At 39.8% G+C, this 22,594-nt stretch carries 23 protein-coding genes and 1 tRNA gene; 11 read left to right on the top strand and 13 right to left on the bottom strand.

The window, feature by feature from the left end:
• Nucleotides 1-102: 102 nt before the first annotated feature.
• The 11 genes from ACP5NR_RS06835 to ACP5NR_RS06785 are packed head-to-tail and all read right to left on the bottom strand — an operon-like array spanning nt 103 to nt 10,343.
• Complete coding sequence (locus tag ACP5NR_RS06835; protein ID WP_428005041.1) at nt 103-1,419, bottom strand: amidohydrolase; 1,317 nt, start codon at nt 1,417-1,419, stop codon at nt 103-105.
• Complete coding sequence (locus tag ACP5NR_RS06830) at nt 1,416-2,297, bottom strand: radical SAM protein (RefSeq protein ID WP_428005040.1); 882 nt, start codon at nt 2,295-2,297, stop codon at nt 1,416-1,418. Before ACP5NR_RS06830 ends, ACP5NR_RS06835 begins: the two co-directional genes overlap by 4 nt.
• On the bottom strand, nt 2,298-3,284 hold the full coding sequence (gene tsaD, locus ACP5NR_RS06825) for a tRNA (adenosine(37)-N6)-threonylcarbamoyltransferase complex transferase subunit TsaD (RefSeq protein ID WP_428005039.1): 987 nt from the start codon (nt 3,282-3,284) through the stop codon (nt 2,298-2,300). It abuts the gene before it with no gap.
• Nucleotides 3,284-4,507 (bottom strand): ATP-dependent Clp protease ATP-binding subunit ClpX, encoded by a 1,224-nt coding sequence (gene clpX / locus ACP5NR_RS06820; RefSeq protein WP_428005038.1) that lies wholly within the window; start codon nt 4,505-4,507, stop codon nt 3,284-3,286. Before clpX ends, tsaD begins: the two co-directional genes overlap by 1 nt.
• Nucleotides 4,504-5,130, bottom strand: a complete 627-nt coding sequence (clpP, locus tag ACP5NR_RS06815; RefSeq protein WP_428005037.1) for an ATP-dependent Clp endopeptidase proteolytic subunit ClpP — start codon at nt 5,128-5,130, stop codon at nt 4,504-4,506. Before clpP ends, clpX begins: the two co-directional genes overlap by 4 nt.
• The gene (gene tig, locus ACP5NR_RS06810; protein WP_428005036.1) at nt 5,127-6,452 is read right to left on the bottom strand and encodes a trigger factor; all 1,326 of its coding nucleotides are present in this window, start codon (nt 6,450-6,452) and stop codon (nt 5,127-5,129) included. Before tig ends, clpP begins: the two co-directional genes overlap by 4 nt.
• 21 nt (nt 6,453-6,473) lie before the next feature.
• Nucleotides 6,474-7,856: an ATP-dependent protease ATPase subunit HslU gene (gene hslU, locus ACP5NR_RS06805; protein WP_428005043.1), complete on the bottom strand. Its 1,383-nt coding sequence runs from the start codon at nt 7,854-7,856 to the stop codon at nt 6,474-6,476.
• 9 nt (nt 7,857-7,865) lie between these two features.
• The gene (hslV, locus tag ACP5NR_RS06800; RefSeq protein WP_428005035.1) at nt 7,866-8,396 is read right to left on the bottom strand and encodes an ATP-dependent protease subunit HslV; all 531 of its coding nucleotides are present in this window, start codon (nt 8,394-8,396) and stop codon (nt 7,866-7,868) included.
• Nucleotides 8,397-8,401: 5 nt separating this feature from the next.
• Nucleotides 8,402-9,289, bottom strand: a complete 888-nt coding sequence (locus ACP5NR_RS06795; protein ID WP_428005034.1) for a D-alanine--D-alanine ligase family protein — start codon at nt 9,287-9,289, stop codon at nt 8,402-8,404.
• A complete protein-coding gene (gene coaD / locus ACP5NR_RS06790; protein ID WP_428005033.1) occupies nt 9,238-9,711 on the bottom strand; it encodes a pantetheine-phosphate adenylyltransferase in 474 nt (157 codons plus the stop codon). The genes ACP5NR_RS06795 and coaD overlap by 52 nt, the downstream gene beginning before the upstream one ends.
• A complete protein-coding gene (locus ACP5NR_RS06785) occupies nt 9,708-10,343 on the bottom strand; it encodes a metallophosphoesterase family protein (protein WP_428005032.1) in 636 nt (211 codons plus the stop codon). The genes coaD and ACP5NR_RS06785 overlap by 4 nt, the downstream gene beginning before the upstream one ends.
• Before the next feature lie 588 nt (nt 10,344-10,931).
• Between ACP5NR_RS06785 and ACP5NR_RS06780 the strand changes: the two genes are divergently transcribed.
• The 4 genes from ACP5NR_RS06780 to ACP5NR_RS06765 all read left to right on the top strand — a co-directional run bounded on the left by ACP5NR_RS06780 (nt 10,932) and on the right by ACP5NR_RS06765 (nt 14,381).
• A complete protein-coding gene (locus ACP5NR_RS06780; protein ID WP_428005042.1) occupies nt 10,932-11,198 on the top strand; it encodes a co-chaperone GroES in 267 nt (88 codons plus the stop codon).
• Between the two features lie 16 nt (nt 11,199-11,214).
• Complete coding sequence (gene groL / locus ACP5NR_RS06775; protein ID WP_428005030.1) at nt 11,215-12,831, top strand: chaperonin GroEL; 1,617 nt, start codon at nt 11,215-11,217, stop codon at nt 12,829-12,831.
• A 98-nt stretch (nt 12,832-12,929) separates the two neighbouring features.
• Entirely contained in the window at nt 12,930-13,283 is a 354-nt protein-coding gene (locus tag ACP5NR_RS06770) for an NINE protein (RefSeq protein WP_428005029.1), read from the top strand.
• 18 nt (nt 13,284-13,301) lie between these two features.
• Nucleotides 13,302-14,381 carry a Gfo/Idh/MocA family protein gene (locus ACP5NR_RS06765; RefSeq protein WP_428005028.1) on the top strand — a complete coding sequence of 360 codons (1,080 nt, stop codon included), beginning with the start codon at nt 13,302-13,304 and terminating at the stop codon, nt 14,379-14,381.
• A gap of 201 nt (nt 14,382-14,582) precedes the next feature.
• Here ACP5NR_RS06765 and ACP5NR_RS06760 read toward each other — a convergent pair whose 3' ends face one another.
• Nucleotides 14,583-15,806, bottom strand: a complete 1,224-nt coding sequence (locus ACP5NR_RS06760) for an NAD(P)/FAD-dependent oxidoreductase (RefSeq protein WP_428005027.1) — start codon at nt 15,804-15,806, stop codon at nt 14,583-14,585.
• A 14-nt stretch (nt 15,807-15,820) separates the two neighbouring features.
• Entirely contained in the window at nt 15,821-16,807 is a 987-nt protein-coding gene (locus tag ACP5NR_RS06755) for a 2-hydroxyacid dehydrogenase (protein WP_428005026.1), read from the bottom strand.
• Nucleotides 16,808-16,895: 88 nt separating this feature from the next.
• Between ACP5NR_RS06755 and lpdA the strand changes: the two genes are divergently transcribed.
• The 7 genes from lpdA to ACP5NR_RS06720 all read left to right on the top strand — a co-directional run bounded on the left by lpdA (nt 16,896) and on the right by ACP5NR_RS06720 (nt 22,594).
• On the top strand, nt 16,896-18,254 hold the full coding sequence (gene lpdA, locus ACP5NR_RS06750) for a dihydrolipoyl dehydrogenase (protein WP_428005025.1): 1,359 nt from the start codon (nt 16,896-16,898) through the stop codon (nt 18,252-18,254).
• Nucleotides 18,255-18,316: 62 nt separating this feature from the next.
• Nucleotides 18,317-18,392: transfer RNA gene (locus tag ACP5NR_RS06745), tRNA-Gly, on the top strand.
• A gap of 84 nt (nt 18,393-18,476) precedes the next feature.
• Nucleotides 18,477-18,692 carry a hypothetical protein gene (locus ACP5NR_RS06740; protein ID WP_428005024.1) on the top strand — a complete coding sequence of 72 codons (216 nt, stop codon included), beginning with the start codon at nt 18,477-18,479 and terminating at the stop codon, nt 18,690-18,692.
• A gap of 6 nt (nt 18,693-18,698) precedes the next feature.
• Nucleotides 18,699-19,268, top strand: coding sequence for a phosphatase PAP2 family protein (locus ACP5NR_RS06735; protein ID WP_428005023.1), 570 nt, complete (start codon nt 18,699-18,701; stop codon nt 19,266-19,268).
• Nucleotides 19,269-19,400: 132 nt separating this feature from the next.
• On the top strand, nt 19,401-20,612 hold the full coding sequence (locus tag ACP5NR_RS06730) for a PLP-dependent aminotransferase family protein (protein WP_428005022.1): 1,212 nt from the start codon (nt 19,401-19,403) through the stop codon (nt 20,610-20,612).
• 4 nt (nt 20,613-20,616) lie between these two features.
• Nucleotides 20,617-21,705, top strand: a complete 1,089-nt coding sequence (buk, locus tag ACP5NR_RS06725; protein ID WP_428005021.1) for a butyrate kinase — start codon at nt 20,617-20,619, stop codon at nt 21,703-21,705.
• A complete protein-coding gene (locus ACP5NR_RS06720) occupies nt 21,689-22,594 on the top strand; it encodes a phosphate butyryltransferase (protein ID WP_428005020.1) in 906 nt (301 codons plus the stop codon). The genes buk and ACP5NR_RS06720 overlap by 17 nt, the downstream gene beginning before the upstream one ends.

The following is a 22,594-nucleotide window of genomic DNA, read 5'->3' as shown; positions in this document are numbered from 1 at the left end:
GCTGACGAATGATTGTTACTATCTGATTCCATTCTAACACAAATCAAAGAGCAATTCATCTCACCACTTATAGAAGTGGGAGAATTCTTGCTTAAAAGGACGTTAAAGGACTTTTATGCCTTTTTTGTAAGTGGCGATAACTTTTGCGGATTCATCATCTATCGGTTTTGATAAAACGACGAAATCACCAATCATACCTTCCGATATGTTTCCTTTTTTGTGCTCGTTGAACTCTTGAAATGATCCTTCTACCGTGTATGCCAAAAGAGAAGTTACCGGATCTATTTCCATTTTTTTCGCAGCGCGTATGCCGAGTAATGGATCTGGAATTTCAACGGGTGCATCAGAAGAAAAAGCCGTTCTTATACCGGCTTCAATAAGTTTTTTGAATGGATAAGCAATTTTCATTCTGCTTCCTATTCTGTCTTTTGCCATCTTCTCATCTGAGGTAAAAAATTGAGGCTGAACATCGACGCATAAATTCATTTTCTTGATTTTTTCTATTTGATCCGGCCACGCCATCTGAACATGAACAATTCTGTGCCTTAAATTCGGATCCGTTGATTCAAAGGCATCAAGCAGAATATCAAGAGCACCATCTCCTATTGCATGAGCAACGACTTGAATTCCATTTGAATCGGCAAGACGAATTATTCGTTTCAATTCGTCCGGATCAAAGTTCAACACGCCACGATTATTTGAATCATCGTAATTGGATCTGAGAAAGGCCGTTCTGGCGCCTAAAGAACCATCCAAAAGTAGTTTAATGGACTGTGGCTTCAAAGAAGTGTATCTTTCCATTTCTTCAAGTGAGTGGATGTGTAAATGTTCATAAACATCTATTTTCAAGTTTGAAATTAAATCGTTGACGATTTGCGGATCTAAATTTGAAGAATCGTCTGAATGGACGGTTGTAACACCATACCTGAAAAATTCATTTTCGGCCGCATTTATGGCTTTTATGAGATATTCGGGATCTTGCTTCACTCTTTCAAGTGCTTTTATCAAAGCGTGTTCTTTTAAGATCCCGTCTTCAGAATCTATTTCGACCATTTTCAAAAATTTCTTGTTTGCCACACCAACATGACCACATCTTCTGACAAGCAAAAGAGGTCTATCTATCTTATCGAGCATGTTTTTTTCCGGATATTTACCGAGGATCTCATCATCCCATCCTCTTAAAATTGTGGCATCCGAATTTCGTGCAATTTTAATTATCTCATCGATTGATCTCGTTTTTTCAAGGTCAGGCGTTATAAGTTTCATTCCCAGTCCGATTATGTGAGCATGAGAATCTATAAAGCCCTGATATACATACCCATTTAATTTTTCTATCTTATCAGGGTGATATTCAGATGAGACAAAACGATCGTTTTCGACGGTAAAAGCGGTGTTGTAAGCCTGAAAAAATGTTCTCATACTTTTGATTTAAAAAGGTTATAAGATGTTTCTCCAGGTTTTTCGTTGTAGTAAGGTCTTGTACAATTTGGGCATCCTGAGGTTTCAAAAGCAGATTGAGGTACGCCGGCCGGATCAAATCCGTATCCTATAATATCTCCGTCTTTTGAAAACTCGAAATCATCGACTCTCGAAAGGCCATTTTTTATAAGATAATGAGATATTTGAATACGCCTGTAAGATTCAAAAGCAGGCCTTGGTTTGTTTTCAAGTTTTGTACCTCTGATAGGCGTAAAGGCAAAAAGGCCGACACTTACCTTTGAATCGTACATCTCCTGGATGAACTCAACCATTTGTCTTTCGCTCTCTCCGAGACCGACTATCACATGCGTCGTAACCCGTCCGGGGAAATTATTTGCAATTTTTTTGACAAGTTCAACATGATTTTTAAATTTTCCTCCCCTGTAAATTTCGTAAAGTTTCTCGTCTACGACATCCGTTGCCATACCTAACCTTTCTATGCCATGATCAAACCATTTTTTCGCCATTTCAAAATTGGTTATCCTTACACTTACAGATATCGGAATGTTCAACGTTTTAACTTTTTGGATGAAATCAAATGCCTCTTTCTCCACCGATGGAGTTGAGACAACCTGAAGACATATTCTTTTAACGCCATCCGCATTTTTTAAAGCATCGACAATTCTTTCAAGGTCAAAAACCGGCCATACAATTCTTGAAAGCATGTCCGTCGAAGATTTACTCGTCTTTGCCTGAGTACAATATGCACAATCGAAGACGCATCTTTCTCCGAACATCGTGTAAACCGTTTTTATATCCAAAAGAGGACCTGACGAGATCAGGTTTAAAAATCTTGCGCTACCATAAGAAATGCGCATTCAAACCTCCAGATTTGGAACGGCGTTGAGGTTAAAATCGGCAAATTTGCCCGCTTTGTAATCGTGCCATCCTGCTGCGGCTATCATGGAAGCGTTATCCGTACAATACCTGAGAGGAGGAAAATGAAAGACAAGATCATTTTTACGACCCGCTTCTTCCGTCTTTCTTCTCACGGCCGAATTCGCCGCCACTCCACCAGCGATCACTACGTCTCTGACATTATATGCTTTGGCCGCTTTCACAATTTTTTCTATGAGTATCGAAGAAACGGTTTCCTGAAAAGAAGCCGCTACATCTTCAACTTTTACTCCCGGGTTATCTTTCAAAAAGTATCTTATATGAGTCTTCAGACCGCTGAAACTAAAATCGTATTTCCCGACAGTTTTAGGTTTTGTGAATTTATAAATGGGTTTGCCATCTTTTGAAATTTTATCTATCTGTGGACCTCCCGGATAGGGAAGATCCAACATGCGCGCAACTTTATCAAATGCTTCTCCGGCTGCATCATCTATTGATTTGCCTAAAATTTCAAAATCATCCATCGATTTCATGTAAACGATCTCGGTATGGGCTCCAGAAATCATCAGAACGGCACATGGAAAATCGATATTCTTGTCAAAAAGAAAAACAGCGTTAAGATGGCCTATCATGTGATTAACACCTATAAGAGGCACTTTTAGGGCAAAAGACAGCGCTTTTGCGTAAGAAAGTCCAACAAGCAAAGGTCCAACCAGCCCTGGCCCGTACGTAACCGCTATGGCAGATATCTTTTTTGGGTCGATCTTTGTTTCTTCGAAGACCATTTTTACCAATATGGATATTTTCTCAAGATGGTATCGCGACGCTATCTCAGGCACAACTCCGCCGTAAAGTGCGTGAATGTTTATTTGAGACGCTGTTTTCTCAGAAAGCACACTTTCACCGTTTTCGACAATTGCAACTGAAGTTTCGTCGCAAGAACTTTCTATGCCGAGAATCAGAGCCATTAAGCAGATTCCCTCATTTCTATGACAGGCTCTTTCCCTTCCTTAACGGTTTCGTTGGTCACAATTACCCTTTTGACATTTTGTAATCTTGGCACGTTGAACATCACTTCCATCATTATCTCGTCTATGACGCTTTTCAATCCTCTTGCTCCGGTACCTTTTTTCCTTGCCATTTTTGCTATCTCTTTCAGCGCATCTTGCTCAAATTCAAGATCGACACCGTCAAGTTCTAACAACTTTTTGTATTGTTTTACCACCGCATTTTTGGGATCAACGAGTATTCTCACAAGTTGTTCTTCATTTAACTGATCCAAAGTAGACACTATTGGAAATCTTCCCACGAATTCCGGCATTATACCGTATTTGACGAGATCATCGGGTGTAACCTGTTTCAAGATTGAGTTTATGTCTTCATCACGTTTTGACTTTATGTCAGCAGCAAAGCCGACAGTCGTTTGTTGAATTCTCGATCTTATTATCTCTTCAAGGCCGTCAAACGCACCGCCTATTATGAAAAGTATGTTTGTGGTATCAACCTTTATGAATTCCTGATAAGGATGTTTTCTGCCGCCTTGAGGTGGAACGTTGGCAACCGTTCCTTCGACAATTTTCAAAAGCGCCTGCTGAACCCCTTCGCCAGATACATCTCTGGTAATTGAAACGTTCGAAGATTTTCTTGCTATTTTATCTATTTCGTCAATGTATATGATGCCATGCTGCGCTTTTTCTATGTCAAAGTCGGCTACCTGAAGAAGTCTTAATATGACATTTTCAACATCTTCGCCAACATAACCCGCTTCTGTAAGCGGTGTCGCATCTGTTATGGCAAAAGGGACATCCAATATCTTTGCCAGCACTCTCGCTATAAGCGTTTTGCCCGCACCGGTTGGTCCTATAAGCATTATGTTTGACTTTTCTATTTCTACATCGTCGAATTTTTTGTTCATGAAAACACGTTTGTAATGGTTGTAAACTGCGACGCTTATGGCCTTTTTTGCTTTTTCCTGACCGATAACGTATTTATCAAGTTCCAATTTTATCTCTGAGGGACTTGGTAAAGTTCTTACTTTGTTACTTTGTTCTTCTGTCTGATGGTCGTGAAGTATATCGTGAAACAGTTCAACACATTCATCGCATATGTAAATATCATTTGGCCCAGCGATCAATCTGTTGACTTCAGACGCGCTTCTTCCACAAAAAGAACAAACCTTTTCATTTTTCACTTTTTCGAATCTCCTTCTACCTCTCTTTTTGAAGAGATGATTTTATCTATCAAACCGTAACTCAAAGCCTCTTCGGCGTTCATGAAGAAGTCCCTGTCAGTATCTTTCTCTATTTTTTCAATGGACTGTCCCGTATGTTTTACGAGAATATTATTTAGTTCATTTCTTATTCTCATGATTTCTTTCGCCCGTATCTCTATATCTTTAGCCTGACCTTCCGCTCCTCCAAGCGGTTGATGGATCATCACCGTCGCATGGGGAAGTGAGTATCTCTTTCCTTTTGTTCCGGCGGCAAGCAGTACGGCAGCCATTGATGCGGCAGAACCAATCGCGGTTGTAACGACATCACATTTAAGAAATTGCATCGTGTCGTATATCGCCATGCCGGCCGTTACCGATCCGCCGGGCGAGTTTATGTACATGTAAACGTCTTTGTCTGGATCCTCCGCTTCAAGAAAGAGCAATTGCGCTACGACAAGGCTTGATGTCATATCATCAACTATTCCCTCAAGAAAAATTATTCTATCTTTTAGGAGTCTCGAGTATATATCGTAAGCACGCTCAGTTCTTCCCGTTGTTTCTATGACTATCGGTATAGTCTGATCGCTGATATCGTATTTCAATTTTCTCCCTCACTTTCATCATTTTCTTCATCATCTTCGATTACTTCGTCTTCATTTTTTTCTTCAACGGTCACAACCGCATCTTTTAAAAGTTCATCTGCGACTTTGGAAGACAAAAGTTCGCGTCTTATCATTGAATAAAGGGCTGGATCTTTTTTCAGCATGATCTTCAATCTTTCATCACTTATCTTTGATTCTTCGTAATCACGTTTTGCCTCTTCGAAGATTTCTTCGTCCGAAACGCTCAAAGATTTTTCCTGTGCAACAAACTTTAAGGCTCCCTCCAATTTGAGATAACTGATTACCTCATCTCTAATGGAATCCATATATGCCTTTTCGTCACCGTGAAATTTATCTTTTAATTCTTTGTCGTAAACTTTGTCCTCTTTTTTCTGGTCTACGAGGTAATTCATGAAATAATCGATCGTCGAATCAAGAACATCTATCTTTGTTTTATTAACCAATTCATTTAAAATCCTGTCTCTTTTTATTGAAACGATAACTTTATCTAACGATTTATTAAAATCATCTTTTAAAGTGGCTTTGAGATCGTCAAAGGTCTCATATTTTTCATCGACCATCTTAGCGAAATTATCATCGAGATCGGGAAGTTGTTTTAAGTACAATTTGGTCAACTTAACATGCAAACTTGCCTTATTTCCCGTGTTCTCAGCCGTTGATGTGAAATCAAATTCATCCCCGACTTTTTTCCCTATGATATGAGGAAAAATCGTTCCTTCTGCTGGTTCACCTATTCTTATTTCAAGTGTTTTTTTCTCGGGATCTTTTCCGGTCAAATCGACATATTCTATCTCGGCGACATCCCCTATTTGGGCACTTTGATCTGCCGCCTTTGGTGTAAGTATGGCTTTTTCTTCTCTTAATTCTTCTATGGTTCTGTTAACTTCTTCATCTGCACTTCCGAAATCTGGAATGGTTATTTCTATTCCCTTCATCGATTCGATTTGGGCCTTTGGAAATGCGTGTATCTCAAAAAGTATATCCGCAGTTCCACCTAATTCAACCGATTTAACCTTGGGAGGCAAAACAGTATCGATTTCGTTGATATCTTTGAAATAATCACGCATAAGGATATGAAAGGCCTCGTCTGCGACCTGATCTTTTATAAGGGAGTTAATTCTATCCATCCCTATTATCGTGTTTATGAGATTTCTCGGAACCATTCCCGGCCTGAATCCTTTAACTTTGATATCTTTGGAAATATCTTCGTAAACTTCGTCTCTTGCTTCGTCAATGGCTTTATGATCCAAAGATACCTTGACCGTTTTGACATTTTTGTTTTCTTCGACAACTTCAAACATAAAACTTCTCTCCTTTTTGGCTCAAAGAATGTAGGAACTTAAGTCCTCATCTTTGGCTATTTCTTCAACTCTGTTTATGACGTAATCCTTATCGACAACAACGGGGCTTTCAACTTTTGGTGCATTGTATGAAACTTCTTCCATCACCTTTTCCATTACAGTGTAAAGCCTTCGAGCACCTATGTTGTCTTTCTTTTCATTAACCTCGTACGCTATTCTTGCTATCTCAGAAAGGCCATCGTCTGTGAAATTCACATCTATTCCTTCCGTGGCAAGCAGGGCTTTGTACTGATAAATCAAAGAATTTTTGGGCTCTATGAGTATTCTTTCAAAATCTTTCTGAGTTAGAGCGCTTAACTCTACTCTTATTGGAAATCTTCCCTGAATTTCTGGAATCAGATCCGAAGGCTTCGACATATGAAAAGCACCGGCGGCTATGAAAAGTATGTAGTCCGTTTTTACAGGTCCGTATTTTGTCGATACCGTAGTACCTTCAACTATCGGCAGCAGGTCTCTTTGAACACCTTCTCTTGATACATCCGGTCCCGATCTTGAATTTGATCCGACTATCTTGTCGAATTCATCAAGAAAAACTATGCCTTTGTACTGAGCCCTATCGATTGCATCCTGAATCATTCTATCTTTATCTATAAGTTTTTCCGACTCGATTGGAAGCAGAAGTTTTCTCGCATCCTTGATTTTAACACGCTTTTTTTTCATTTTCTTGGGAATCATGCCACCGAACATATCTTGAATGTCTATTCCAAGATCTTCAGGACTCATACCGCCTATCATGGGCATCGATGGTGTTGTGTCTTCAACCTCTATTTCTATTTCAAAATCTTCTATCTCGTTGTTTTTCAACCTTTCGCGCATTTCTTCACGTTTCGACATCGCCACTCTGTGAGTTTCCGGCGGAACCTGTTGTTGTGGATTTTGAAAAAATGACATTATGCCACCTGCAGGTTGCTTTCTCACACTATCGGGCACAAGCGCATCCAATATACGTTCTTCGACGGCTTTTTGCGCTTCTTTTTCAACCGTTACGGTCATTTCGGATTTTACGGTATTTATGCTTTCTTCAACTAAATCTCTTATTATGGATTCGACTGATTTTCCAACGTAACCTACTTCAGTGTATCTTGTCACCTCAACTTTGATGAAAGGTGCTCCAGAAAGTTGGGCAAGTCTTCTTGCTATTTCTGTTTTTCCAACGCCGGTTGGCCCTGCCATGAGTATATTTTTAGGCATCACATCTCTTTGCATGTCTTCCGACAATTTCATGCGCCTTATTCTGTTTCTCAAGGCTATGGCAACTGATTTTTTCGCTTCTTCCTGTCCTATTATGTATTTATCGAGTTCATCGACTATTTCTTTTGGAGTAAGTTCATCTATATTCAAGATCAATCCTCCTCACAATTCCTCTACCGTTATGTTTGAATTGGTGTAGATACATATTTCGCTTGCTATTTCCATAGATTTAACCGCAATTTCGTGGGCATTCATTTGAGTGTTTCTGTAAAGCGCACGTGCAGCAGAAAGTGCATAGTTACCGCCGGATCCAATTGCCATGATTGGTTCATCCGGTTGAATGACCTCACCGCTTCCGGAAAGCAAAAAGATGTTTTGACTATCCGCAACTATCAAAAGTGCTTCAAGACGCCTCAGTGCTCTGTCCATTCTCCAATCTTTCGCAAGTTCTATGGCTGCTTTTGCCAAAACACCGTTTGATTCTCTCAATTTAACTTCAAATCTTTCAAAAAGTGTGAACGCATCCGCTACCGATCCTGCAAAACCGGCTATTATTTTACCGTCTCCAAGTCTTCTAACTTTTTTGGCCGTTGACTTCATTATGGTTTCTCCGGTCGTAACCTGCCCATCACCGGCCATGACGGTTTTACCATCTTTTCTTACAACAATTACAGTTGTAGAATGAAAATCCAATTTACTTACCTCCTCATCGCAGAATACAAAAGTTCAAGCACAACTTCTTCCATACTCAATCCATACGCCCTTGCAGAGGCAGGAAGATCGCTTGTAGGAGTCATTCCGGGGATAGCGTTGATCTCCAAGAAATAAAACTCCCCATTTGAAATTATACCATCTATTCTCGCAAATCCTCTACAACCAATTTCTTCATAAATTTTCAACGCTGCTGTTTCGATTCCTGTTTTTTCACTTATGTTCAAAGGTGCCGGAGCAATAAGGGTTGAACCATAAGGAGAATATTTGGAATTGTAATCGTAAAATTTGCCTTTTGGGATTATCTCAAGAATTGGAAGTACAGTTGGCTTGCCTTTTATGTCGAGTACCGAAATGGTTATTTCTCTGCCATCGATGTAATTTTCGTAAAATCCGTCTTTGCCTTCGGTAATTTCTTTTGGGGAAAAATAAATTTTAACTCCTATACTCGATCCTCCAAATCTTGGTTTAAAAACGCATGGAAATTCCTCAGGATGCGAAGACCATTTTGGGGTTTTGATGTTCATGCTTTCAAAGTATTCCTTTGTTTTGAGTTTATCTATCGTTATTTCACAACTTCTCGAATCAGAGCCTGTGTAAATTATACCTTTTGATTCAAAAAATTTTTGAACGCTTCCGTCTTCACCCGGTGAACCATGGAGCATTATAAAACAGATTGAATTGATCGATTCAAGCGCTTCGAAGTTACCATCCCATACGAAAAGAGTTGATTTCACGTTCATTTTCTTAAGAGATTCGAATATGTTTTTTCCACTCGATATTGAGACTTCTCTTTCGGGTGAAGTGCCGCCGCAAAGTATAGTTACATCTGGAATTTCTCTCTTAATTTGTCTTCCACCATTTGAGGAACCCATTGTTTTAATTCTCCTCCAAACTGTGCCACTTCTTTTACCATAGACGAAGAAAGAAAAAGAAATCTTATATCTGTCATGAAATATATCATCTCAAGGTTGGGACACATTTCTCTATTTGCAAGGGCCATTTCGAATTCATATTCGAAATCTTCGACGGCTCTTAATCCTCTTATCGCTATTTTGATTCCTTTTTCTCTTACATATTGAACAAGGAGACCGTTGTGAAGATCTACCTTTACGTTTAAATTTTTCGTCACTTCTTTTATCATCTCAAGTCTTTCATCTGCGGAAAACAAAGGTTTCTTTCTCATGTTGTTCATCAAAACAACGGTAAAATCATCAAAGACTTCAGATGCCCTTTTGATTATGTCTATATGACCGTAAGTTATCGGATCGAAAGATCCCGGATATATGGCTTTCATTTTTTACACCTCACCTGAAATATTTTTTTGTCATCCAATCTCAGACAGGTAAGACTTCCACCGTAAACGCATCCTGTGTCAATTCCTATCTTATCACTTTCAATCAAAGGTTTATGCATTGGCGTGTGACCAAACACAACCGTGTATCTTTTTAACGGCTTTTCTGAATATATGAATTCATCTCTTATCCAAAGTATGTCTTCCGCTTTTTGATTAGAAAGGTTTATCCCGGGTTTAATTCCTCCATGAACAAAAAGATATCTTCCTTCAACATGGTAAAGTTTTGTTTTTTCAAAGAATTTCAGATGTTCAATGGGAATATTCTCTATGTTGTTACCATAACTTTCAAGTGTTTTCCTTGCTCCATTGTATTCCCATAATTCCCAATCTTTCGGATCTCTTGTATCGTAAAACCTTTTTATCATCCATTCATGATTTCCCTTTATGAAGATTGTGTTTTTGTGTGTTGCAGAAAATCTCAAAAGGAATTCAACAACTCCTTTTGAATCAGGTCCTCTGTCTATGTAATCTCCAAGGAAGATCACTTTGTCTTCTAAATTTGGATTTACTTTTTCAACAAGTTGTTTTAACGAATCTAAACATCCATGTATGTCACCTATCGCGTATATCATTTTCTCACCTCATACTAATAATAATATATTTTTAGTATTTTTCTTATTAGTATGTGTTGTTGAAATTGTTGAAAACTCATTTTTAGCCATATGGCTACTGGCTTTTTGATTGTTGAAAACTTTGTTGAAAACTTGTTGAAAACTTTTTGGGGATAAAATTGTTGAAAACTCATTTTTGAATTATCGTGTTGAAAAGTTCCAAAACAGGCATGGTTATAGACAAAAATAATGCAACGATGTGTAAAAAGTTTTCAACAACGATATTTTTCTTATTTTACAAGCATTTCATGAGTTTTCAACAGTCGATTGTTGAAAGTGTTGAAAACTTTTGTTGAAAGTGTTGAAAACTCATTTTTAGCCATACGGTTATTGACTTTTTTGATTGTTGAAAACTTACAAAAGGGCGATATCAGGAGATTTACGAAGATATACACTTATATTTGGGAATAAATCTCCATAATCGTCTTTAAAATGGTATAATTGTTAAAATTGAGCCTTTGATTAGGAATTGAAGTGCGCTAACATAATTAGCAGAAGAGATGTTAGAGTGCTAATTTGAAAGGAGGTTTTCTTGGAATGAGTACGAAAATGAGGATTAAACCGCTTGGTGAAAGGATTCTGATCAAGCCATTGAAAGAGGAACCTAAATCTGCTGGAGGAATAGTTCTGCCGGAAAATGCGAAAGAAAAGCCGCAAAGAGCAGAAGTTATTGAGGTTGGAACTGGCGACGACATCAACGTGAAAATCGGTGATGTGGTTATTTTTGCGAAGTACTCAGGAAATGAGATCAAGGTTGACGACGAAGATTACATATTGATCGATTGGAACGATGTTCTCGCAAAGGTTGAAAAATGAAGGAGGTAAATGAATAATGCCCAAGTTACTCAAATTCGATCAAGATGCAAGGCAATCTATACTTACAGGTGTTGAAAAACTTGCAAGTGCCGTTAAAATTACGCTTGGTCCTAAAGGAAGAAATGTGGTTGTTGAAAAGAGTTTTGGTTCTCCAACCGTGTCAAGTGATGGTGTTTCAATTGCTAAAGAGATCGATCTTGAAGATAAGTTCGAAAATCTTGGCGCTCAACTTGTAAAAGAGGTTGCAACAAAGACAAATGATGCAGCCGGTGATGGAACCACGACGGCAACTGTTTTGGCGGAAGCCATGATAAAAGAAGGCATAAAGAATATAACTGCCGGAACAAATCCGATGGTTATGAGAACCGGTATGCAGGAAGCCACCGAAAAGGCCGTTGAAGAGATAAAGAAACTCAGCAAAAAATTGAACGGAAGATCTGATATCGCCCATGTTGCGGCTATAAGCGCTAATAACGAAGAAATAGGTGAATTGATAGCAGAAGCAATGGATAAAGTTGGACAAGATGGGGTAATAACCGTCGAGGATTCAAAGACAATGGAAACGCATGTTGAATTCACGGAAGGTATGCAATTTGATCGCGGATACATCTCCCCATATTTTGTTACGGATGCAGAAAAGATGGAAGCGAATCTCTCAGATGCTTTTATACTTATAACCGACAAAAAAATAAGTGCCGTAAAGCCGATCATTCCTTTGCTTGAAAAAACTGCCCAAACCGGAAAACCGTTGCTTATAATAGCAGAAGATGTCGAAGGAGAGGCTCTCACAACTCTTGTACTTAACAAATTGAAGGGCACACTCAACATTATGGCCGTCAAAGCCCCTGGCTTTGGAGACAGAAGAAAAGCCATGCTTCAGGATATAGCCATACTCACAGGTGGCACTGTTGTAAGCGAAGAAGTCGGACTTGACTTCGATAACGTCACTTTGGACATGCTCGGTCGTGCAAAGAGTATAAAAGTAAGAAAAGATGACACTTTGATCGTAGATGGTGCCGGTAAAGAAAAAGACATAAAAGACAGAATTGCACAGATAAAAGCCCAGATTGAAAATACAACCAGCGAATATGAAAAAGAAACTTTACAAGAAAGAATGGCTAAACTCTCCGGTGGAGTTGCGGTTATAAAAGTCGGAGCAGCGACTGAGACAGAACTCAAAGAAAAGAAACAAAGAATCGAAGATGCTTTGAGTGCAACAAAATCAGCGGTTGAAGAGGGAATCGTGGCCGGTGGAGGAGTTACTCTTCTGAGAATCGCTCAAGACCTCAAGAAATTTGAGGATAAACTTGAAGGTGAAAAGAAAATCGGTGCCATGATAGTTAGAAATGCTTTGAGTGAACCTTTGAAGATAATATGCCAGAATGCTGGTGTCGAAGGTGCCGTCGTTGTAAACGAAATACTTGCAAATTCAAGTAAATCTTACGGATACGACGCTCTTAAAGGGAAATTCGTCGATATGTTTGAAGCCGGTATAATAGATCCTGCAAAGGTAACAAGGAGTGCTCTTCAGAATGCATCTTCTATCTCTTCCATGCTTTTGACAACGGAAGTTGCGATAGTCGAAAAGCCGGAGGAGAAAAAAGAAATGCCTCCTATGCCTCCCGAATATTGATCTAAACATCAAAAGCGGGCGAAAGCCCGCTTTTTTGTTTTGAATATGATAAATTATGTTGTAAAATAGAACAGACTGCGTCTCAAGGGGGTATTTTTATGGCTGAAGCGGGAAAGAAGTATTGCGTAAATTGCGGCGCCGAAATCGATGAAAAGGCAGAGATATGTCCCAAATGTGGTGTAAGACAACCTGCCAGCACAATTCCGCCTTCTTACGCTCCTTACCAAAGCGGATCCGAGTATGTTCACCACAAAAGAATAACGGCAGGTATTTTGGGTATATTGCTCGGTGGACTTGGAATTCACCAGTTTTACCTTCACAACATCGGATGGGGCATTCTGATGCTTATCTTTTGTTGGACCGGAATTCCAGCCATAATTGGTTTGATTCAGGGGATTCTCTATTTAACAGAGACCGATGAGTATTTCGGCCGTGTACACAGGTTAATTTAAAATGAAAGGCATGATGATTTGAAAATAAATTATGGACTTTCCGGACTTGGTGGAATAGCGAGAATTCATCTTATGGCGATAAAAAACATAAAAGTTGCGGGATCTTTCGATTTTGACATCGATTTGACAGGGCTGTCGACCACATCTTCCGCTCATAAAAGCGAAGGAATATCGCTGGGCTTCAAAAATGTCGTGGACAAATTTGAATCGCTTTTGGATTTGAATGTCGATCTTGTCGATATATGTACACCCAATTTTCTTCACAAAGATCAGATAACGGCATCCGCCCTGGCAGGTAAAAATATTTACTCTGAAAAGCCACTCGGAATGAATTCAAAAGAGACCGAAGAAATTGTTAAGGCCGTTTCGAAACGTAGGGTCAAAAATCAGGTTGCTTTCATGATAAGATTCATTCCGGCCGTAGCCTATGCGCATTCGATTCTTTCACAGGAACTGCTCGGAAAAGTGTACGCATTTAGGGGAGAATTTTTTCACTCGAGTTATTTGAACAGATCGAAGGTCATGTCATGGCGCCTTGAAAGATCGAAGAGCGGCGGCGGTGCTCTTTTCGATCTCGGATCTCACATGATAGATCTCGTGAGATTTTTACTCGGAGATTTCGAATCTGTTCGATCAAAAATGAAAACAGTGGTTACGCAGAGATTCGACGGGGAAAAAATGCAAAATGTCGATGTTGACGATTGGGCTTTGATCTTTGCCGATTTGAAATCAGGTGCGACCGGCACGATAGAGTCTTCGAGAGTTGCGGCCGGGAAAGAAGGCACAAGACTTGAAATATACGCGGAAAAAGGTTCAATCTTCATAAACACCGATAACCCTTACATACCGGAAGTCTTTGACGTGAATTCAAAACATATTTATTTCGATGACGAACTGCTTTTAAAGGATGAGTTTTACAGAAACATCGTGAAGGTTTACCCACCGCAAAAATTGTCTCAAGGATTCATGATCGATGCCCACATGACGTCTTTGATCTTTTTCTTCAAATCCATAATGGGCGAAGAAATAGAAGGATTACCGACATTCGAGGACGGACATGAAGTACAGATCATCCTCGAGATGGCCTCTGCAGTCTGAGAGGAAAAATCAGTGAACAGATACTCTAATAAAGTCAATAGTGTACAATTTATACAGTGTTTTGTTTTTTCACCTGCTATTAGCCATGCGCCATTTGCTGTTTTTTAATCTCTAATGTCTAATCCCTGATCTCTTTCTTTCCCACATGCTACGAGCCACGTGTTATCTGCCGGAGCAATTTGAAATTGGTTCAGTATACTTCTATTTTTTTATGCTTTCAAGGAATTTCTTCAGTCCGTTTTGCATCAACTCCGGTGGCATATGACCTTTCGTGTAAAAGTAGAAATCGTCGAATCCCCATTTCATCATGTGCGCAATCGGACCATTTAACGTTATATCGGTTTTTCCGCCGTAAAGGTAGTCGGATAGGATCATCGTCGCATCGATTCCGCCCCTGTTCATGATGCAAAACACTTCGGGCCTGAATGGTAAAACTTCTCCGTCTCCTTTTATATCTTTCAAAATTGCACTTGATGCAATCTGCCCCTCCATGACCGCTATATGACCCAATTTCGGCATCGTGATGGCATTTATATCTCCAACCGCAAAGATATTTTTGTATTCAGTATGTCTCATTTGAGAATCGGTCATTACGAAGCCCTTTTCATCTCCGATGCCCGAATTTTTTACAAAAGGCGTGCCGGCATAAGGCGGTATTACGATCGTCAAATCACTTTCGAGAGAACTTCCATCTTCGAATTCAACATGGTCTTTTTCTATCTTTTTTATCGACTTTGAAGTCAAAACGTTTATGCCTTGAGCTTTTATAACAGGTTCAAGTGATTTGTGAACTTTTGGTCCAACATCTTCGAAAAATATCTTTCCTGGCGAAAAAACATTTATCGTACTTTTCGATCTCACAGCCTTTTGTCTCAAAGCGTAATCAAGCATGAACATGATTTCTCCTATTGGCCCTTCACACGGGGCAGACAATTTTTTGACATCAGGATGATCTGCCCATTCTGTTCTTGCCGCTCCTATGACTATTTTCCCTTCTTCAAAATTCAACATACGATCGTAAAGTTTGGGTGCATGGGTATCATCGCAAACGGAATACCCGTGATCGTTAAATCCTTCTATCGCTTCATAATCTTTCACGGCACCCGTCGCGATCACAAGGTAATCGTAAGCCATTTTAGTTCCATCAAGAAATTCTATTTCGCTTGATTTAGGATCGACGATTTTGACCTCCGAATTGAGGTACTTCCCGCCATTCCTTTCTATGATCGATTTCAAAGGTATTTGAACTTTGTTAAGTGGTTTTCCTATGAATGCCACTTCGGGAAGAGACGGTTTTTCGAGGCTTGTTTCTCTCGAATCCGCAAGTGTAAGATCGACGATTTCCGATCCGTTCTTACGAAGGCTGTAAAATGTGCTTAATCCTCCGAAACCGCCTCCTATTATGAAAACTTTTTTCTTTTCCATTTCAAGCCTCCTCTTCAATACATCAGATCGGCATTTGCAACATTCACGGGTTTTCCAGTTTTGATATAACTTCTTATGTTGTCTATTGTGGCATCCGCCATGCCCTCCACTCCTTCGACCGTCAAACTCCCAACGTGCGGAGAGATTACGACATTTTTGAAATTGTGAATCGGGTACGAAGAAGGTAAGGTTGCCGGAGTCTCTTTTGACGGGTACCTGTACCATGTGTCTATCGCGGCACCGGCAAGTATCCCGTCCTTTATGCCATCGTAAAGGGCTTTTTCGTCTATGATGTCTCCTCTGCTGACATTCACAAGAAACTTACCTTTCATTTTTGAGATGATGTCACGATTTATGATGCCCTTTGTTTGCGGTGTCAAAGGCAGGGCTATGTAAATGACATCGCTTTTTGAGATCATGTTTTCAAGGTCGAACGTTATTTCATCGAAAAAATCTATTTTTTCATGCGATTTTTGCTTTTTAAATCCTATCGTTTTGCAATCGAAAGCCTTTAAAAGTTTTGCCGTTTCTTTACCAATGCCTCCGGTACCGCATATGCCACAACTTTTCCCTCTTAAAGAGGTCCAAAAAGCGTTTTTGGCATCTCCACCGGAAAATCCGTGCCAGATGCCTTTGGCAAGATCGTTGTGGTATTCGACTATCCTGCCCATCAAAGATAACGTGAGGGCAATCGCACGTTCCGCCACAATTTGAGCGTTGGCATGATTGTTTGAAACAACTATTTTTCTGCTTTTGATTTCTTCCCAAGGCAAATTGTTTACACCTGTCCATGGAACGAAGATGACCTTCAAATTTTTGGCTTTTGATATTTCGTCGGGTGAAAAACGATCACCTACGACACCGTCTGCCGTCTCAAGCATTTTTTCAGTTTCAACACGATTTTGAGAAATTATGAATTCAACGTCTTTAAATTCGTTTTTAAGTGCTTCTACCTTTTTTATCCAATCTTCTTCCAGACGATTCATAAAAATGATTTTCATAATAGATCACCTCTCAAAAGGATCTTAACATTTTTGAAGGTAAAAATATACATGTGAAAGTTGTATCATATATTACGGAGGTGCAATTATGGTATACGATCTTTTTGTAATGGGCGGAGGCCCTGCAGGATATGTTGCGGCTATACGTGGATCTCAACTTGGAATGAAGGTTGCCATCGCGGAAGAAAAATTTTTGGGAGGTACATGCACGAATGTTGGATGCATACCGACAAAGGCATGGCTTGCCTCTTCCGAACTTTTTCAAAGCATAAAAGAATCAAAAAAATTTGGAATAACCACTGAAAATTTTTCAATCGACATGAAATCTGTCAAATCAAGGACCGATAGAGTTGTTATGAAAGGCAGAAAGGGAATCGAATATCTGTTAAAGAAAAATAACGTTGATCTTTTGACAGGCCATGCAACAGTCGATAACCTTAACAAAGCGCATGTCGCGGATAAAACCGTTGAATTCAAAAATCTTTTGCTCGCTCAAGGTTCTCATCCGATAAAATTTCCTCCCTTCAACGTCGATGGCGTTATGACAAGTGATGAGATTTTTTCTCTCGATAAGATTCCATCGAGTATTTTAATCGTCGGTGGAGGAGTAATAGGCGTCGAAATGGCCAATTTCTTCTCATCAATAGGTTCTCAGGTTACCGTCGTCGAAGTTATGGATCACATTTTGCCGAACATGGACGGTGATGTGGCAGATGTGCTTACCAATTCAATGAAAAAGCGCGGCATAGAAATTCACACTGCGACGAAAACACTTTCCGTCGATAAAGTTGACAATGGTTTCAAAGTTGCTTTCGAAGAAAAAGAAAGATTTGAAAAAACTTTCGAGATGATTCTTCTGAGTGTGGGAAGAAAATCCAACATGACGGACGATATCAAAGCACTTGGCGTTGGACTTGATCCGAAGGGAAACGTCATCACGGACGATGCGATGAAAACCAATATTCCAAACATATACGCAGCCGGTGATATAAATGGAAAGTACATGCTTGCCCACGTTGCATCAAGGGAAGGCATCGTGGCCGTTACCAATATGAAAGGTGGAAATTTGAAGATGGATTACAGATCATCTCCGAGCGTCATCTTCACAACGCCGGAAATAGGGAATGTAGGTTACGGGGAAGATGAACTTAAAAAATCTGGAATAGAATATAAAAAAGGCGTTTTCCCGATGACCGCTCTCGGACGCGCAAGAACGCTTGAATTCAACGATGGATTTGGTAAAATTTTGACGGACAAGGATGAAAACATCATCGGAGTCACAATAGTCGGTCCGATGGCGACGGAAGTGCTTATGGAAGGAGTTATAGCCGTTCATTCAAAGATGAGCCTTGAAAAATTGCTTGATCATGTTCATCCACATCCGACAATCTCAGAAATTTACATGGAATCAGCGGAAGTTGGCATGGGAATGCCGATAGATTTGTGAGAGAAAAGAGATCAAAATGGCATATTGATCTTAAAGGTTCTTTATGGTAAAATCTTTTCTGTGCGGGCATGGCTCAGTTGGTAGAGCATCGGCCTTCCAAGCCGAGTGTCGCGGGTTCAAGTCCCGTTGCCCGCTCCAAAGCGGGCGTAAGCCCGCCTTTTCTTTGGGCGTGGATATAACCGCGATTATTGGATGGAATGCCACGCAGAGGTGGTTTGGAACATGATGGAAATCATCTTTGGAATTTTAGGCACAGTTTCTTACGTCTACCTTGGAATAAGAATAATTCCAATGCGGGTAAAATTCGCATCTTTTGTCTATCTTCTCTTTTTAGCAATTTTTCTTATCGGTCTTGTTATCGGCAACCAATTTTTCACGATGATATGGACTGTAATCACGATACTGCTTACCATTCTCGTATTTGTGCTGTTAAGGTGATAGATCATGTCTATTAGAATAAAATTCATCGTGTTGTGTGTCATAATGATCTCACTTTACGTATTTGCATCTGAAAACATGGATCTTGTGCTTTTGAAGTCTATAAACGGAACAGACGAACCGTGGTTTGATGTTATGAAACCGGTTATATCCACAGATTATTTTGCCGGAATTGTTGGCATTTCACCTTGTTTTCTCAATAAAGAACAAACAATTTTGAGTTTTGGTCTTACACTCGGAGAGGTTGAACTTTTTAAATTGCTTTTCCATAGACCAAGACCCTTTCAAACTTACGACTGGGTTGTAAAACGTGCCGATGCTTCTGGATATTCAATGCCATCAGGTCATGCTGCGATGGCATTCGAAGCGGCTTACATATGGAGTGAATATTTCCCTCAATTTTCAATCGTTTTCTATTCGTTGGCCACTTACATTGCGATTTCAAGAGTTTATTATGGAGTGCATTATCCTTCGGATGTTATTTTTGGAGCGATTTTGGGATATCTTAATTCAAAAATCGTCTTTCAAAATACTCGTTCAAAAACTCTGTCCTTTGGATTTTCTTACAGTTTTTAGAATGCAATATTTTGCATAATGCAATAAATGGCATTCATGCTTTTTCTCTAAAAATGAAATATGGCGCGATATTTGAGATGTGATTTTTTTGGCATGAATAATGCTAACATATCTTTGAAGGGAGGAACACCCATGTTAGAAAATTCATTTTCTTCTATGTCAAAGCGTATGAAATCATCCATAATAAGAGAATTGCTTAGAGACACCGGAATAGTTTCTTTGATCTCTTTCGGCGGAGGCGCTCCAGATCCCGAAACGTTCGATAGGGAAGCGCTGGCGGAAATTTCAAAGGATGTCATTCTTAACGAATACAAATTTGCTCTTCAATACGGTCCGACAGAAGGCGATCCGATATTAAAAAACGAATATATAAAAGTTTTAAAAGAAAGAAAGGGAATAAACGGTCTTAAGCCGGAAAATCTTCTTATAACCACAGGATCTCAGCAGGCACTGGATTTAATTGGAAGAATCATGCTTGATACCGATTCGTACGTTATTGTCGGTCATCCGGTTTATCTCGGTGCGATAAGTGCTTTTAAAAGTTACGGCCCGAGATTTATAGCGGTAGACATAGAAGATGATGGTTTCAACATCGATCAGATGGAAAAAGAGATAAAAAAACTCGATCAAAATAAAGCACTTTCAAAGTTGAAGTTCGTGTATGCCGTCCCTAATTTCGATAATCCATCCGGTGTAACTTTAAGTCTTGAAAAAAGAAAAGCCCTTGTCGACCTTTCAAGAAAATACAATTTCATGATAGTCGAGGATGATCCTTACGGTGAATTAAGGTACGAAGGCGAAAGGCTTCCTGACCTTTATGAAATTGCAGAAGGACACAATGTCCTGCTTTTGAACACGCTAAGCAAAGTTATGAGCCCGGGACTTAGAATAGGATTGATAGTCGGAGACAGCAAAATTGTCGCAAAGGCAGCACTCGGAAAACAAGGTGTGGATCTTTGCACTCCGGGACTTACGCAAAGAATAGCCGCAAGGTACCTTCAAAAAGGCACTATTTTCGAGAGAATAAAAGAATCCGTGAAAATTTACAGAAGCAAGAAAAATAAAATGCTCGATGCCATCGAAAAATACGTGAAAGTAGATGGCGCAAAATGGACAAGACCGGATGGAGGTCTGTTCATATGGCTTGAATTGCCCAAAAACTTCGATACGATGGAATTGTTCGAAAAGGCCAAAAAAATTGGCGTTGCTTACATTCCCGGAACGGCCTTTTACGTTGATGACAGAAAAAGTTCTGCCATGAGGCTTTCTTTCTGTTTACCATCGGAAGATGAAATAGAAGAGGGAATAAAAAGAATCGGAAATCTGTTAGAAACTGACAGGTGATATGATGCACAGGATTCTTGTTATAAATTGCGGCTCAACTTCTACAAAAACAGCGATTTTTGAAGATCAGAATCGTGTCTTCGATAAAGAGATAAACCATGATATGGCTTATTTATCGAATTTCAAAAAAGTTACGGATCAACTTGAATACAGAAAAAAAGATGTACTTGAATCCTTAAAAGCATCTGAATTCTCGATGGAAGATATAGATGCAATTTCTTGCAGAGGCGGTTTGATAGGGCCGATTGAAAGCGGTACTTATGCGGTCGATGAAAACATGATAGATGCGCTCAGAAATTCAAAAGTAGATCATGCCTCGAATCTTTCGGGTTTGATAGGATATGAACTCTCAAGAGGGAAAATACCGGTCTACACCACAGATCCGGTCTCCGTGGATGAAATGGATGATATCGCGAGAATTTCAGGCCTTCCGGATCTGGAAAGAAAAAGTTATTCTCATGCACTTAACATGAAGATGGTTGGAAGAATGGCAGCACAGGAAATAGGTAAAAAATACGAGGAATGTAATTTTGTGATAGCACATCTGGGCGGCGGCATTTCGGTGGCAGCCCACAAACATGGACGGATGGTAGATGTCAACAACGCAAATGATGAAGGACCATTTAGCCCTGAAAGAACAGGAGAAATGCCCGTCGGTGATATCGTTAAAATTGCATATTCTGGAAAATACACGAAAGACGAATTAAAAAGAAGGTACGTAGGTCATGGTGGACTCATCTCCTACTTATCGACAAATGATCTCAGAATAGCGTTGAACTTGGCAAAAGAAGACAAAAAAGCCAGAGTTATCGTTGAAGCGATGGCCTATCAGATAGCCAAAGGAATTTCTGAAATGGCAACAGTTCTCGATGGAAAAGTTGATGCGATAGTTTTAACAGGAGGTATGTCATACAGTAATGAATTCATTGGTATTATAAGATCATACATATCTAAAATATCTCTCGTACTTGTAATGGCGGGAGGACATGAGATGGAAGCACTTGCGATGGGGACGCTTAGAGTTTTGGAGAGAAAAGAAAAAGTAAAATTGTACAATCAAAGGAGTGTGAAATTAAATGAAAAAGCTGTCTGAACTCGTCGAGAAAGCAAAGAATCTTGACAAAAAAATGAGAATCTCCGTTGCAGTGGCTCAGGATGAAGTTGTCCTTGAAGCCGTTGAAGATGCTCGAAAAACAGGTATAATCGATGCGACGTTGATTGGAGATCAAAAAGAGATCGAAAAACTTGCTTTGAAGTTGAAGATCGATCTTTCCAATTACGAAGTTATCGATGAAAAAGAAGAGTTGGAAGCGACAAGAAAAGCAGTCGAACTTGTTCATACCTATCATTGCGATCTTTTGATGAAAGGAAAGGTTCATACCTCTGATTTACTTCATGCCGTACTTGACAAAAATTTCAATCTCAGAACCGGAAAAACGATGAATCATGTTGGCATCTTCGAAGTACCATCTTACGATAGACTGCTTATAATCACGGACGCTGCGATGGTCATAGCACCTACATTTGACCAAAAAATCGATTCTATTTACAATGCGACAAAAGTTGCACATGTTATGGGAATCGATGTGCCGAAAGTTGCCGTACTCGGAGCAGTTGAAACTGTAAGTCCTGCCATGCCTGCAACTTTAGATGCGGCCTTGATGGCAAAGATGTACGATAGAAAACAAATAACCGGCGCAATAGTCGATGGGCCTTTTGCGCTTGACAACGCAGTGAGTGAAGAGGCCGCAAAACATAAGGGTATCGGAGGTCCTGTTGCCGGTCATGCGGATATTTTGCTTGTTCCGGACATAGAAGCAGGGAATATATTGTACAAGGGATTGATTTTCATCGCAAAAGGTAAGTTGGCCGGAACAATAGTCGGTGCAAGAGTTCCTATTGTTTTGACTTCTCGGGCAGATGACGCGGAAACGAGACTTTATTCTATAGCCTTAAGTGCTTTGCTGGCAAAGGCGGGATAA

The sequence above is a fragment of the Athalassotoga sp. genome (assembly GCF_049965695.1).
Taxonomy (GTDB): Bacteria; Thermotogota; Thermotogae; order Mesoaciditogales; family Mesoaciditogaceae; genus Athalassotoga.
This window is presented reverse-complemented; position numbering and strand designations above follow the sequence as displayed.